The 13,372-nt window shown below is 69.3% G+C and carries 14 protein-coding genes; 8 read left to right on the plus strand and 6 right to left on the minus strand.

The genetic code is table 11. From position 1 onward, the window contains the following. Window positions 1–104: 104 nt before the first annotated feature. Window positions 105–731, plus strand: coding sequence for a hypothetical protein (locus NL114_RS19135; RefSeq protein ID WP_254822514.1), 627 nt, complete (start codon window positions 105–107; stop codon window positions 729–731). Between the two features lie 42 nt (window positions 732–773). On the opposite strand, the gene NL114_RS19140 is transcribed toward NL114_RS19135, so the two are convergent. After that, window positions 774–1,460: a hypothetical protein gene (locus NL114_RS19140; RefSeq protein ID WP_254822515.1), complete on the minus strand. Its 687-nt coding sequence runs from the start codon at window positions 1,458–1,460 to the stop codon at window positions 774–776. A gap of 125 nt (window positions 1,461–1,585) precedes the next feature. Between NL114_RS19140 and NL114_RS19145 the strand changes: the two genes are divergently transcribed. Continuing rightward, window positions 1,586–2,644: a hypothetical protein gene (locus NL114_RS19145; RefSeq protein WP_254822516.1), complete on the plus strand. Its 1,059-nt coding sequence runs from the start codon at window positions 1,586–1,588 to the stop codon at window positions 2,642–2,644. 134 nt (window positions 2,645–2,778) lie between these two features. Continuing rightward, entirely contained in the window at window positions 2,779–4,362 is a 1,584-nt protein-coding gene (locus tag NL114_RS19150) for a globin-coupled sensor protein (RefSeq protein WP_254822517.1), read from the plus strand. 176 nt (window positions 4,363–4,538) lie between these two features. On the opposite strand, the gene NL114_RS19155 is transcribed toward NL114_RS19150, so the two are convergent. Next, window positions 4,539–4,964: a DUF8048 family protein gene (locus NL114_RS19155; RefSeq protein WP_254822518.1), complete on the minus strand. Its 426-nt coding sequence runs from the start codon at window positions 4,962–4,964 to the stop codon at window positions 4,539–4,541. A gap of 164 nt (window positions 4,965–5,128) precedes the next feature. On the opposite strand from NL114_RS19155, the gene NL114_RS19160 reads away from it, so the two are divergent. After that, window positions 5,129–5,809, plus strand: a complete 681-nt coding sequence (locus NL114_RS19160; RefSeq protein ID WP_254822519.1) for an RAD55 family ATPase — start codon at window positions 5,129–5,131, stop codon at window positions 5,807–5,809. Continuing rightward, entirely contained in the window at window positions 5,809–6,204 is a 396-nt protein-coding gene (locus NL114_RS19165) for a DUF8057 family protein (RefSeq protein WP_254822520.1), read from the plus strand. The genes NL114_RS19160 and NL114_RS19165 overlap by 1 nt, the downstream gene beginning before the upstream one ends. 107 nt (window positions 6,205–6,311) lie before the next feature. On the opposite strand, the gene NL114_RS19170 is transcribed toward NL114_RS19165, so the two are convergent. Next, a complete protein-coding gene (locus tag NL114_RS19170; RefSeq protein WP_254822521.1) occupies window positions 6,312–6,770 on the minus strand; it encodes a helix-turn-helix transcriptional regulator in 459 nt (152 codons plus the stop codon). Window positions 6,771–6,981: 211 nt separating this feature from the next. After that, the gene (locus NL114_RS19175; RefSeq protein WP_254822522.1) at window positions 6,982–7,437 is read right to left on the minus strand and encodes a chemotaxis protein CheW; all 456 of its coding nucleotides are present in this window, start codon (window positions 7,435–7,437) and stop codon (window positions 6,982–6,984) included. A 143-nt stretch (window positions 7,438–7,580) separates the two neighbouring features. Here NL114_RS19175 and NL114_RS19180 point away from each other — a divergent pair, with 143 nt between their 5' ends. From NL114_RS19180 to NL114_RS19190, 3 genes are all read left to right on the plus strand, one after another. Then, window positions 7,581–8,612, plus strand: a complete 1,032-nt coding sequence (locus NL114_RS19180; protein WP_254822523.1) for an MSCRAMM family adhesin — start codon at window positions 7,581–7,583, stop codon at window positions 8,610–8,612. Beyond that, complete coding sequence (locus NL114_RS19185) at window positions 8,609–8,836, plus strand: DUF7385 family protein (RefSeq protein ID WP_254822524.1); 228 nt, start codon at window positions 8,609–8,611, stop codon at window positions 8,834–8,836. Before NL114_RS19180 ends, NL114_RS19185 begins: the two co-directional genes overlap by 4 nt. Before the next feature lie 106 nt (window positions 8,837–8,942). After that, window positions 8,943–11,717 carry a PAS domain S-box protein gene (locus NL114_RS19190; protein WP_254822525.1) on the plus strand — a complete coding sequence of 925 codons (2,775 nt, stop codon included), beginning with the start codon at window positions 8,943–8,945 and terminating at the stop codon, window positions 11,715–11,717. Window positions 11,718–11,753: 36 nt separating this feature from the next. Here NL114_RS19190 and NL114_RS19195 read toward each other — a convergent pair whose 3' ends face one another. Next, window positions 11,754–12,755, minus strand: coding sequence for an oxidoreductase (locus NL114_RS19195; protein ID WP_254822526.1), 1,002 nt, complete (start codon window positions 12,753–12,755; stop codon window positions 11,754–11,756). Between the two features lie 52 nt (window positions 12,756–12,807). Next, window positions 12,808–13,209 (minus strand): NUDIX domain-containing protein, encoded by a 402-nt coding sequence (locus NL114_RS19200; protein ID WP_254822527.1) that lies wholly within the window; start codon window positions 13,207–13,209, stop codon window positions 12,808–12,810. Window positions 13,210–13,372 lie beyond the last annotated feature (163 nt).

Consider the following 13,372-nt stretch of genomic DNA (forward strand, 5'->3'; position numbering starts at 1 on the left):
CTCCTCGGAGGGCTCCTCGCGCTGACCGTTCTCACCGCCTGAGACGGCACTCCTTTCGACGGTCTTGTCAGAACTGCATTACTACCTCACGGACAGGTGGGGGTATGTTCCGACGTGTGGCCGCTGTCGGAGCCCGTATCCCGTGGGGGGATGGGGCCGACGACCAGCATTCGGCGGGGGCATCGACCGACGACCCGACCTCGGGCGCCGACCGGGTGCAGACCGACCGACGGACTTCGGACGCACGAGGCGACCGCCCGCACGGACGCGCTGGGACCGACCGGAGCACCCGGGGGGACGGGAACACGGAGACGGCGACGGACACGACCCCGCTCGAGGCCGTGTCCGAGCGGCGGACGCTGGCCGACGTGGTCGACGCCGCGGCACTCACGCGGTGGCTCCCGACGGCCTGGACCGCCCGGACGACGGTGACGAAGTTCGGCGAGGAGCCCGTGACCGAGGTCCTGGAGCTGTCGGGGCGCGGGCACCGGGTCGTCGTCGACCCCCTGCGCACGGTCGCTCCCGAAGGGCCGGCGACCTGTTACGCACGGCCTGCAGGCACCGCACAGCGTCGCGAGATCGCGACGACCGACAGCCTGCACGAGGCACTCGCTATCGCGCTCGACCACATCACCACGCTCGACGAGCACGTCGACCCCATCGTGCCGGCCGAGCAGCGAGCCACGGATCTCTCCGAGGCGCTGGACACGTCGGGGCGCGTACTGCGGTAGCCACGGCGTCGGGCTCCGGCGCCTGCCAGTACCGGGGTGGCGTCAGTCGCTGGTGTCCGCGTCGGAGTCGGTCCCGCCCGGCTCCCGTTCGGTGCCGACATCCGTGGTCCCCGTCGCGCCGGTTCCGGCTGGCTCGGCGAGTGCGTCCTCGATTCGTCGGAGAGCACGCCGCTCGCCGCCGGCAGCGGCTCGACACTGCACGGGGGAGCCGCCCGCGACCTCGACGACGACCACGTTCCCGCCGGTCGCGAGCCGGTAGCCGAGGGCACCGAGCGCCCCGACGAGCGCGACGGCACCGAACAGGATGGCGGCGTCGCCGAGCAGCTGGAGGCCGCCGGTCAGCACCGTGACGAACCCGAAGGCGCCGGCTGCCGGGGAATCCTGCGGGATATCCACCGACGCCGCGGGGACGAGCGCGCCGAACAGGAGGCCGACGAGGATACCGACGACGCCGTACGCCGCGACGCGAGGTGCGTACCGGACGACCGGGCCGTCACCCGAGCGCCGGATGGCGACGCTGGTCACGTTCGGCCGTGGAATTGTCACGAGCGGCGGCGCGCGGTCGGTCCGGTAGACGAGGACCTGCCGCGGGGTGACGGCGAGCCAGCCGTCCGAGAGCGAGACCCGGGTCGTGATGGGCTCGCAGGACGGGACGCAGTCGGCCGGCTCCGGGACCGGCGGCTCGACCGACACCCGTCGCACCGTCCGCGGGTCGGGGTCCGCGTCCATCGGATCGTCCGGGGATGGACGCGGCGCTCGTAAAGCGTCGCGGACGGTTTCGAGCGCCGAGCCGGGGCTTTCGAGCCTCGATTTCCCCGTGACGGGTTTTAGGTGGGGACACGGAGTGTTCCCGCATGGCAGTCCACGGGGGTGCCGAGACGACGCTCGCCGACTTCGAGCTGGAGAACTCATGCGAGGGCCACGAGCCGGTCCTGCACGCCCGTGACCGACTCGTCCGCTGTGGTCGCTGCGGCCGCACCGTGCCCGTCACGGTCGTGGCCGAGTACACGCTTCGCGACGCGCTAGCCGAGCTCTCCGAGGCACCCTGCCGGAACGACCGCATCCCCGCGGCGGCCGGCGGCGAACACACCCTCCGCCTCGGTCCGGAGTCGGACCGCGGGGCGCGACGGGTGCTCTGTGAGACCTGTGGCCGGTCGGCCCCGCTCCGCGGTGACGGGTCGCGCGCACTGCACTCGCTCGCGGAGATTCCCTGTGTCGAGGGATGGAGCTATCGGGAGCTGCTGGACGCGGTCGTCGACCCGACGCCGGCGACGCCGCCGCTCTCGGCGCTGGGAATCAGTTCCTGGCGCGGCGTCGAACCGTCCGGCCAGGGGGACGAGACGGTGCGGCTCCTGCGCCATGGCGGCTTCCAGTACACGCTGTACGTCTCGCGCACCGACGACGTACCGGACGACGGGGCGGACCCGGACACCGACCCGAGCTACGAGGTGACGCTCCGGAGCGGGCCGAGCACCACCCACGAGGCGGTCGAGACGGTCCCGCTACCGGCCGCCGACCCGGCGGACCCGACCATCCAGGTACGGGCCGAGCGGCTGGTGACGTTCCTCGTCGCTACCGACGAGCTCGGTGCCGGCGAGTTCGGCTCGCTGGTCGACCATCACGCGAGCACCGACGACGCCCATCGGGAGTCGTGGCTGGACGACGCGTACGCGGCCGCCAGCGAGACGTTCACCGAGCAGGTGGGTGGGAGCCCGGAAGCGTTCGCGGAGACGTTCGCCGACGGTGGCGACACCCGTGAGGTCCTCCGCCGTGTCGTCGAGGGGGACGATTTCGACGACGTCGACGAGGCCGCCTTCGCCGACGCGCAGGTTGGGGACCGCCCGCACTTCCCGAGCCTCTTCGAGTACGTGGCCGACCAGTACGGGTGGCGCCCCCCGGTCGCGAACCGCTGAGAGAGCCGACGGAAAGCCGACGGAGAGTCGGTGGCCTCCTCTGGAACCTGCGAACGGAGAGTTACTCGGCACCGCGGGTATCGAGCCTCGATTCGGGGACCCCTGCTAATAATTCCCGGCAAATAGCCGGGTGTATGACGGATGACGGTATCAAGATCGACGACGAAACGCGACGGGACGTCAACGGCTCGTCCCTGTCGGCCAGTATCGGCATCGACGAGCGCGAGATCGACTGGCGGAAGTCGTTCACCGGGTTCGACCCGGCGGACGCCGAGCAGCTCGAGGCCATGTCGGACACGTTCGACCGCATCGCCGAGGACCTCGTCGAGGACTTCTACGACCATCTCACGGGCTACGAGGAGGCCCGTGAGATCATCGGCAGCTCGACCAAGAGCGTCGAGATGCTCAAGCAGTCCCAGCGCCAGTACCTGAAGGACCTCGGGAGTGGCCAGTACGGGCAGTCGTACTTCGACCGGCGGGCCCGTATCGGGAAGATCCACGACATGCTCGACCTGGGGCCCAAGGTGTACATGGGCGCCTACCACATCTACTACGAGGGCATCATCCGTGCCATCGCGGAGGACGTCAAGGAGGGGCTGGTCCTGACCGACGGCGGGGCGGCTGCCGAGTCCGGCGGGGCGAGCGACGAGGGGACGGAAGCGCCGGAGGTACCGGGCGAACCCGCAGCCGAAGCCATCGACGAGGTCGTCGAGCGGACGATGTCCGCCCTGAAGCTGCTGAACCTCGACCAGCAGGTCGCGATGGACACGTACATCCATTCCTACAGCGAACAGGTCGAGGAGCAGCTCGCGAGACAGCAGCAGCTGAGCGAGGATGTCAGCCAGGAGGTCGAGCAGCCGGTCGACCAGCTCTGGGACCTCTCCTCGGATGTCACCGAGACGGTCGAGGAGATCAACGACCTCACCGACCAGCAGGTCGACCGGATGCGCAACGTCTCCAACGAGGTCGGGCAGCTGAGCGCGACGGTCGAGGAGATCGCCTCCACGGCCGAGGGCGTCGCCGACACCAGCGAGGAGGCCGAGGAGCTCGCCGAGGAGGGCCGCGAGTCCGCGACCGACGCCATCGACGTGCTCGAGGACGTCGACGAGGCCGCCGAGAACGTCACGGAGGACGTCGAGCAGCTCCAGTCCAACGTCGACGAGATCGACGAGGTGGTGGAGGTCATCGACGAGATCGCCGACCAGACGAACCTGCTCGCACTGAACGCCTCCATCGAGGCCGCGCGCGCCGGCGAGGCCGGCGAGGGCTTCGCCGTCGTCGCCGACGAGGTCAAACAGCTCGCACAGGACGCCCAGGAGCAGGCCGGGCGTATCGAGGAGATGGTTGCGGAGATCCAGAACGAGACCGCCGAGACCGTCGACAGCCTCGAGGAGACCAACGAGGTCATCGACGAGGGGCTCGGCCAGGCCCAGGCCGCGATGGACAGCCTCGAGGATATCGCCGAAGCCGCCGAGGAGACCGCCACCGGCATCCAGGAGGTCTCCGACGCAACCGACGACCAGGCCGCGAGCACCGAGCAGATCGCCAGCATGGTCGAGCAGGCCACCGACGAGTCCGTCACCGTCGCCGACGAGGTCGAGACCATCGCCGAGATGAACCAGCAACAGCAGGCCAACGTCGAGGAGATCCGTGATTCCGTCGGCCGACTCACCGCGAACATCAGCGACAACGACGACGTGGACGTGAACCGCGGCTGACCGCGGGATGGACGTGAGCGGCTGACCACGGGACCGGCGGCCGTCCTTCCACGGCGCCGGTCCCGTCATCAATCACTGTTCCTGTCACGACCAGCGTCCTCAGCGGTGGCTCGCTTCAGCGTAGCCACGGCTCGACCGACGGTTCACAGGACAAGGGACCCAGGGCGGCGGAGATGTCAGTGGAGGTCGGACGGTTCCGCGGCGAAGACGACGGCGTCGGTGGAGTCGTCCTCCGGCAGGCTGGCGATCGCGCGTGCCATCCGCCGATGGACCGACCGGACCGCCTCCGCCTCCTCGCCGGACAGGTCACACGCCCGGGTCAGCACCTGTAACGTGCCGACGGGGAGCGCCAGAACCTCACCCGGCGCGCCGGCGGTCGAGACCACCCGACCGCGTTCGGCGAGCTGGTCGCGGCGCGCGCTCGCTTCCTGCTCGATGCTTGCCAGGGCACGGATCAGTTGCTCATGCGAGACCCCGCAGTCGGCCACCACCTGGTCGACCAGGTCCCCGAAGTACCAGTCCACGGCCGCTCGTACGTCGGTGGCCGCTCCCGCAGCAGCCTCGTCGTCGTCCCGTCGAACTGGCCCCTTGTCGGGCTCCATACACCCTCGTACGCTGACGAACCTTTACTATCTTCTGGCCGCAGCGTCGAAATCTCTCGGAATCGGGTCCGTGAACGGATTTCGGCCTCAGATCCTGTCGATCGCCCGTTTCACATCCCGATGTGGAGCGAACGACGATAATAGGGGGTCACATAGCGGGCGGCATGCGCGTTCCGAGTGGCGTCCCGGGGTTCGACCAGCTCGTCGACGGGGGCTTGCCGGCCAACAGGCTGCACGTCGTCAGCGGTCCCCCGGGAAGCGGCAAGACGACGTTCTGCTCGCAGTTCGTCACCCAGGGTGTCGAGACCGGACAGGACTGCCTGTACGTGACGATGCACGAGACGAAAGCGGAGCTCCGCCAGGACATGGCGAACTTCACGTTCGGCTTCTCGGGCGCCATCGAGTCCGGAGCCATCGAGTTCCTGAACCTGATGACCAACGAGGGCAAGCGGACGCTCTCGAAGTTCGGTTCCGAGTCCGGACTGACGAACCGGCTCGTCGGCGCCATCCAGGAGAACGATATCGACCGCGTCATCATCGACTCGACGATGCTGCTCGAACACTTCGCGGGCGAGACCGGGACCACGAACTTCCTCTCGGCGCTGAAGCGCACGGACGCGACCGTCCTCCTCATCTCGGAGATGACGGACCCGGGCTCGTACGCGAACGAGCACTACCTCGCCCACGGGGTCATCTTCTTCCACAACTTCCTCGACGGGAGCGGGATGACCCGTGGCATCCAGGTCCTGAAGATGCGCGGGACGGCCATCGACACGGATATCAGGCGCCTGACGTTCTCCGACCGGGGCCTGCGAGTGAACCCCGACCGGACGGTCGAGACCTGATGAGCCGTTACGAGCGGACCTACGGGACCGATTGGGAGAGCCTGACCGCCGACGAGGCCGTCGAGCGAGCGTACGCGGTCGGCGTCGCCGAGCGCCTCGGCGAGCGCAACCGTGCCGAGCTCCGGCAGCTCTACGAGAGCGTCGAGACCACCTACGACCGGAGCATGGTCGAACTCGCCTACGAACAGGGGCGGACCGAGGCGAAGGCTGCCGCGGCCGATGCCGGCACACCCGGTGCCCTCTGGTCGACGCTCGTCACCGAGGGTTCGGTCGAGCTACCCGACGGGGACGACGACCCGAGCGGCCTTCCGCCGGCACTCTCACGGGTCGAGATGCTCGACCTCTCCTCGCCCGACTCCACCGACTCGCTCGACCTCCCGGAGTTCCTCGACTGACCGTCCCTCGTTCTCGGGACACCGTGTGACTGCCCATCCGGAGGAACCGGCGGCTCCTCGGCATCGGCGGCGAGACGACAGAACTCGCAAGCAGTGCTCGCGTGCCGTTACAGGTCGGCCAGCGCGCGGTGGTAGAAGAGGCCCAGCACGAGATGCTGGCGCATCTCCGCGGCGATCCGCTCGCGGCAGGCCTCGGCGTCGTCGAGCTGGTACTCCTTGGTCCGGACCAGCTCGTGGCGCTCCAGCAGCCCCTCCTCCTCGAACTCGTGGAGCTGCGGGTACACCGTCCCCGGCGACAGGTCCGCGTCGAACACTCGACCCAGGTCCTCCATCAACCGCTTCCCGTTCGTCTCCGTCGACCGATGCGCCACCAGCGTCAGCAGGATCTCGCCCAGGTCACCTTTCACCGTCTCCTCGCTGAACGCGAACTCACCTGCCGGCGCGAACGACTCCAGCACATCCGACAGGTACTCGTCCGCCAACTGCACCGCGTCCGGGCCGTCGGACTCCTCGCCGGAGACTTCCGCGCGGAGTCGTTCGAGTGCCTCGGGCGCTTCCGTGCTCATCACATCATCGCCTTCTCTGGTCCCCATTGTACGACCAACTCTTAGACCGGATACTCATAATAGCTGGAGCGGGTTTTCTGGTCGTGAAAACGGAGGTTTACAGTGGTAGCTTTCGCACATATCTGCGCACCACTGGACAGTATTCCTCCAAATAACCGAACAGAAGACGCCAGATGCCGTTGGAAAGTTACCGACCGTATATTCGGGCGTGTCAGTCCGCCGCCGGGGCGGCTTTCGAGCCGGCAGCATCCATCTCGCCGGGGTCGACCCAGATGACGAAGCCGTCGTCACGCTTGACGATGCTGCGGACGTGGTCGCGCTCGACCGGCGGGTCGTCGACCGACTCCGGCGCGACGCGGGCGACCTCGCGGACGCTGTCGACGGCCCAGCCGACGGACCGCTCGTCGTCGAACACCGCCGAATCGAAGATGATGATGCGGTCCCCCACGGTGCCGTCGAGATCCAGTCGGACCTTCGGGTCGATGATGGCCGTGGTCTCCCCGCGCAGGTCCATCACGCCCTTGACGTGCCGTGGTGCGTTGGGAATCGGCGTCAGATCACCCATATCGACGATCTCGGTCACGTAGTCGATGCTCACACAGTAGGCCTCCCCGTCGAGACGGAACTCCAGCACCTGCCGGGCCGTCTCTTCGTTGGTCTCTGTCATTGTCGCCACCGGCTCTTGCCGAGGTATCGGACCATCCACACAAGAAGCGTCGCCACGACTCAGTTCCCGAAACGCGGGGCTCCGCCCGATTCACGTGTCGAAATCGACCGGACGGCTATGAGTGGCACGTCCGTTCGGGGCCCATGGAGAACCGTTCGCCAGCGGGCGACCCGGGGACGGAGGAGGCCGTCAGCGGCCGGGAGCCCGACGCGGCGAGCCTGCCGCGCTCGCCCCTGGCACTCGTCCAGCGGGCCGCGGCCGCGCTCGTCCTGGCACCCGGCCGGAGCGCGGCGGTCGTGCTGACGGTCGTCCCCTACCTCTGGTTGGCCTGGTACGTCACGGGGACGGCGCTCGGGGTCGTCGCGGACCCCATCATCGGCGGGGACTGGCTGACCCTGGGGTTCACCTGCTACGCGCTGGTGTTCCCGCTCGCGCTGGCCCACCGGACACTGGCCGTCGGCCTGACCGAACTCACGCAGGAGTATCTCGTCGACATCGTCGCGCTCGTGTGGCTGACGACGTTCTACGTGGTTTGGATGCTGGCCCGGGAGCCGGTCGACCCGGGGACCTCGACCCGGGAGCTGTACGGTCCGGTCGCGGCGGGCGACCCGATGGGTGTGCAGTGGGCGGCCATCGCGGGGGCCATCGCGGTCCTCGTCGTGGGGCTGAGCGCCGAGCGCGACGAGGACCACGCGCTGTTCCGGAGCCCCTTCCGGACGGCCCTCGTGACCGTCCCCGGGCTCGTGACGCTGGTGGTCCTGCTGTCGTCGCCGGGGCCCGACTCGCTCGTCTGGCCGGTCGTAGCGGGGGCCTTCGGTGGGACGCTGCTGGCGGGCGTCCGGCATCTGCCGACCGTCGCGAGCGGTCTCGCCAGGGCCGCGTTCGTCTGTCTCGCGGCGCTCGTCTGGGCCGTCGGGGGACTCCTCTGGGTCGCCGTCTACCGGCGTCCCCCACCGACGAGGGAACTCCTGCTCGCCCACGTCGATTTCGACCTCCCCGACGGCGCCCCCGAACCGACGGCCGACCCCGAACCGACGACCGACCCCGAACCGACGGCCGATTCCGCACCGACGACCGATCCAGGAACGGACGAACCGGACGACGGGACGGCCGCGGGCAGCGACCACGTGGCCACCGACGGAGGCCACGGCGACGTGCCCGATAGCCGTCGATGAGCTTCGATATCCACGACCACCGGCACCGGCTCAAGCAGCTCCGCGACGGCGGGGAGACGAAGCTGTTCGAGAACCGGGACGGGATGTCGTGCCCAGCGTGTGGGGAGCCGTTCTCGCGGCTGTTCTCGACGCGGAAGACCGCCACCCGATTTCCACCCCCCGGAGATGCACGCTTCTGTCTGGTGGTGCCGGACGACGAGTTCGTCCACCTCTTCAGCCATTGACCCCCATCGAGCCCTCCGGAGACGGCATCAGCGGGACGGTCAGGGTGCGGACGTGGTCCGAACACTTTAGCCTGGGCGGCGCCTCCATCGAAGCGATACGAATCGGATGGTCCCGCCTAACGACGAGACGATCGACCCAGGGGACCAGGCGACCGACGACGATGGTGGGGAGGGGGAGGTGACGGACCTGCGCCGGAGCCACGAGGCACTGCAGGAGCTGTACCTGGTCACGTCGGAGCCCGGCCTCGACGAGACGGAACGGATCGAACGGATGCTGGATATCGGCCGGCGCCGACTCGGCGTCGCGAACGCGCACCTCTCGGTCATCGACCCGGAGACGGACGACTACGACGTGGAGCTCGCCGTCGGGCCCGGCGGCATCGAGTCCGGCCAGTCGTTCCGCTTCTCGACGACGTACTGCCGCGAGACGGTCGAATCCGGCGAGCCCCAACTGATTCCCGATCTCGATGACTCCATCTGGGACGGCACACCCACCCAGGAGACGCACGGTCTCTCCTGCTACGTCGGCGGGCGCGTGGAGGTCGACGGGGTGCTGTACGGGACCGTCTGCTTCAGCGGCGACGAGCCCCGCGAAGCGTTCTCCGAGGACGAGCGGACACTGGTCAAGCTGCTGGTGGAGTGGATCGGCAACCGACTGGAGGAGCGCCGCCTCCGGGAGACGGTCGAGCAGCAGCGACGGGCCATCGAGGCCGCGAACAGTGCCATCACCATCACCGACAACGGGGCCGAGGGCGACCGCGCACTGACCTACGTCAATCGCGGGTTCGAGGAGCTGACGGGGTACGACCGCGACGCGGTGCTGGGGCGTGACTGTCGGTTCCTGCAGGGCCCCGAGACGGACCCCGAGCGGACCGCCGAGCTGGCCCGGGCGCTGGACGCGGAGGAACACGTCCAGATGGTCCTGCGGAACTACCGGGCCGACGGGACGCCGTTCTGGAACGAGATCGAGGTGACGCCCGTCCACGAGGACGGGGAGGTGGTCCGCTACATCGGTACCCAGCGCGACGTGACCGAGCGTATCGAACGCCAGGAGACCGTGACGGCACTGCTGGAGCGGACCCGCTCGCTGCTGGCCGCCGAGACCCGCGACGAGGTCGCCACGGCCGCGGCGCGGGCGGTCGAGGAGGTCCTGGGCTACGACTGCCTCATCCGGCTCTACGACGAGGAGACCGAGCGGCTCGTTCCCGTCGCCGGCACCGGGACCGAGCCGACGGCGGTCGCCCCCGTCGCCGTCGGAGAGAGCCTCTCCGGGCGGGCGTACGAACGGGGAACGACGCTCGGCTTCGACCGCGAGCTGTTCGAACCGGGCGGCTACGGCCACCAGGCCGACGCCACCGACGGGCTGGTCATCCCGCTGGGCGAGCACGGGACGCTGGGGCTGGAGACCGATGGAGCCCGGACGAGCGACTTCGAGCGGCGGATCGCAGAGATCCTGTCCGAAAGCGTCCAGGCAGCACTCGAACAGGCGGCCCAGCGCGACCGGCTCCGGCTCTACGAGACCGTCATCGAGCAGGGGAGCGAGATGGCGGCAGTCGTCGGCGAGAGCCTGCGGGTGGAACTCGTGAGCGACTCGCTGGCCAGCTACCTCGAACTCGACCCCGAGGACCTCGTCGGCGAGCAGGCCCGGGACCTGCTCCCGGAGGACGACCTCGCCGAGATGGTCGCCGCGTCCGAGAGCGCTGCCCCGGGCGAACCGGGGCGGTTCGAGACCACGGTCACCGTCGAGGGAACCGCCCGGCCGGTCGAGCTGGAGGTCTCACTCGGCGAGGGGGGCGAACCTCCACTCGTCGTGGTGGTCCGGGACATCTCGGAGCTACAGGAGACCCGCGGTGCGCTCTCGCGGGAACAGGACCGGTTCGCCTCGCTGTTCACCCACATCCCCGACCCGGTGAACGAGGTCCGGTTCGAGGACGGCGAGCCGATCATCTGCCGATGCAACGAGCCGTTCGCCGAGGCGTTCGGTGGGGGGCGCGACCCGGAGGAGCTGGTCGGGCTTCCCGCCAACGACCTGGTCCTGGAGGACGACCGGGAGGACGACGAAGGACGGGAGATCGACGCGCGGGTCCGTGCCGGTGAACCGGTAACCCGACAGGTCCGTCGGCGGACGGCCGACGGCTACCGCGAGTTCCTCTTCCGGGCGGTCCCCTACGAGACCGCCGACGGCCTCCGGGCCTTCGGGACCTACACCGACGTGACCGACCAGCAGCGCCGCCAGCGCCGGATCGAGGTCCTCAACCGCGTCCTCCGGCACAACGTCCGCAACCAGATCAACATCGCGGACGGCAACGCACGTCTGCTCGACGAGCGGCTCGACGACGAGGAACTCCGGCCGGTGATCGACGGACTCCGCACCGCGACCGAGAGTGTCCTCTCGGTCAGCGAGAAGGCACGCGAGGCGGAGCGAGCGCTCTCGCACGACCACACCGGTAGCGCACCCCCGGGGACCGCCGTGGGGAACGTCGTCGAGCGGTTCCGGTCGGCGTATCCCGACCTGCGCATCGAGTTCGACCCGCCGAGCGAGCCGGTCGCCGTCATCGGCCCGGACCGGCTGGGGCCCGTGGTATCGAACCTCATGGAGAACGCCATCGACCACAACGGCCCCGACATCTCCGTCCGGGTCGGGATGCAGGCGGCCGGGGACCGGCTGGAGCTCCGGGTCGCCGACGACGGCTCCGGCGTCCCGGAACTCGAGCAGTCGCTCATCGCGGGCGACCGGGAGATAACCCAGCTCCACCACGGCAACGGAATCGGGCTGTGGGTGGTCCGGTGGATCGTCGACGAGATGGGTGGTGATATCCGCTTCGAGGAGGCGGACGGCTGGCATTCGGTCGTGGTCTCGGTGCCGAAGGCGAACGGCTGAGCGCGCTCCACCCCGTCACATGGGGGACGGCGACGGTCAGTCGTCGGCCGACACGTCCGTCGCATCCGCAGCCGACGACCCGTCGCTCGCTCGTGGGTCCGGCAGGTCGTAGCCCACGCCGGTCTGCTCCTCGGAGACGGACCAGAGCCGGTAGGCGGTACCCTCCTCGTAGGACCGCTTCGAGGAGCGCTGGCGCTCGGGGGCGCCGCGCATGTTCGCGAGGCCGCCCGGGCCGTAGTACTCGCCGCCGGACGCGTCGGGCATCGTCGCGGCGTACAGGTACGGCAGGACGCCCTGTTCTGCGGGCTGGGCCAGCACCGCGTTGGCGAGTCTCATCCCGACCGTGCGGAGCGTCGAGCCCATCATCTCGGGGCCGCGGCGCTGGAGGTCCGTCGCGGCGTAGCCCGGGTGCGCGGCCAGGCTCTCGACGGGCGCGCCGGCGGCCTCGAGCCGCCGGTCGAGTTCGTAGGCGAACAGCAGGTTCGCCAGCTTCGACTGCGCGTACGCGTCCCACTTGTCGTAGGAGCGCTCGCCGTGGAGGTCATCGAAGTCGATACGGCCACGTTCGTGGACACCACTGGACATCGTGACCACGCGAGCGGGGTCAGCCCCGGTGCCCGTCGCCCGGAGCGCGTCGAGCAGGAGCCCCGTGAGCGCGAAGTGGCCGAGGTGGTTGACGCCGAACTGCGTCTCGAAGCCGTCGGCCGTCTCGCGACGGGGGATGGCCATGACGCCCGCGTTGTTGGCGAGGACATGTAGGTCGTCGAAGGCGTCGGTGAACGCGTCGGCGAACGCCCGAACCGAGTCGAGGTCCGCGAGGTCGAGCTCCAGCACGGTCAGCGAGCCGTCCGGGCCGTCGGCCTCGATGTCGGCCTTCGCGTCGCGGGCCTTCGCCTCGGACCGGCAGGCCAGCACCACGTCGGCTCCTTTCGCGGTGAATGCGCGGGCCGCCTCCTTGCCCAGACCCGTGTTTGCGCCCGTCACGACGACGGTCCGTCCCGTCTGGTCCGGCATCTCCGCGGCCGTCCACGTACTCATGACTCGTCCGAGAGGTGGGCGCATTATCAACCTCGTCCCTCATTCTCACGCCTCAGCGCGCGTCGACGGTGTCGGCGAGGATGGTCGCGTGGTCGAACCCCATCGCCGGCGGGTCGTCGGGGTCGAACGTGTCCACGCGTCTGGCCTCCTCGCGGGCAACCGGCTCATCGTCACCGGTCGGCACGCAGAGGTAGGCGGCGGAGACGTTCCCGCGGCTGTCCCGGCCGGGCGCGTCGTAGAGACCGACGAACGAGACGGGCCGCACGTCGAGCCCCACCTCCTCTCGGACCTCCCGAGCACAGGCGGTCCGAGCACGTTCGCCCCGCTCGACCATTCCCCCGGGGAGTACCCACTCACCCTCGTGGGGTGGATGGTCGCGTTCGAGGAGCACGACGCCCCGCCCCGTGAGTAGCACCGCGTCCGTCGCCAGCGCGCGCAGGTCGCTCGGGTCCATGGCTGGCGGCTGGCACGCCTGCCACCTGAATCCGACTGTCATCGACGAACGGAGAGGTTTCGTTCCGGAAATCCAGCCCTCTGTCCGAGAGCGACAAGTATCACGATAATCTCGGAACTAGTATAGATATCTCGGCGTGGCCCATCGGCTCGAACGATCAAGT

It is taken from the genome of Haloglomus halophilum (assembly GCF_024298885.1).
GTDB classification, from domain to species: domain Archaea; phylum Halobacteriota; class Halobacteria; order Halobacteriales; family Haloarculaceae; genus Haloglomus; species Haloglomus halophilum.

Coding starts and splice junctions, on each gene's coding strand:
- NL114_RS19135 (WP_254822514.1), top strand. CDS start 105: ATGTTCCGACGTGTGGCCGCTGTCGGAGCCCGTATCCCGTGGGGGGAT.
- NL114_RS19140 (WP_254822515.1), bottom strand. CDS start 1,460: ATGGACGCGGACCCCGACCCGCGGACGGTGCGACGGGTGTCGGTCGAG.
- NL114_RS19145 (WP_254822516.1), top strand. CDS start 1,586: ATGGCAGTCCACGGGGGTGCCGAGACGACGCTCGCCGACTTCGAGCTG.
- NL114_RS19150 (WP_254822517.1), top strand. CDS start 2,779: ATGACGGATGACGGTATCAAGATCGACGACGAAACGCGACGGGACGTC.
- NL114_RS19155 (WP_254822518.1), bottom strand. CDS start 4,964: ATGGAGCCCGACAAGGGGCCAGTTCGACGGGACGACGACGAGGCTGCT.
- NL114_RS19160 (WP_254822519.1), top strand. CDS start 5,129: ATGCGCGTTCCGAGTGGCGTCCCGGGGTTCGACCAGCTCGTCGACGGG.
- NL114_RS19165 (WP_254822520.1), top strand. CDS start 5,809: ATGAGCCGTTACGAGCGGACCTACGGGACCGATTGGGAGAGCCTGACC.
- NL114_RS19170 (WP_254822521.1), bottom strand. CDS start 6,770: ATGAGCACGGAAGCGCCCGAGGCACTCGAACGACTCCGCGCGGAAGTC.
- NL114_RS19175 (WP_254822522.1), bottom strand. CDS start 7,437: ATGACAGAGACCAACGAAGAGACGGCCCGGCAGGTGCTGGAGTTCCGT.
- NL114_RS19180 (WP_254822523.1), top strand. CDS start 7,581: ATGGAGAACCGTTCGCCAGCGGGCGACCCGGGGACGGAGGAGGCCGTC.
- NL114_RS19185 (WP_254822524.1), top strand. CDS start 8,609: ATGAGCTTCGATATCCACGACCACCGGCACCGGCTCAAGCAGCTCCGC.
- NL114_RS19190 (WP_254822525.1), top strand. CDS start 8,943: ATGGTCCCGCCTAACGACGAGACGATCGACCCAGGGGACCAGGCGACC.
- NL114_RS19195 (WP_254822526.1), bottom strand. CDS start 12,755: ATGAGTACGTGGACGGCCGCGGAGATGCCGGACCAGACGGGACGGACC.
- NL114_RS19200 (WP_254822527.1), bottom strand. CDS start 13,209: ATGGACCCGAGCGACCTGCGCGCGCTGGCGACGGACGCGGTGCTACTC.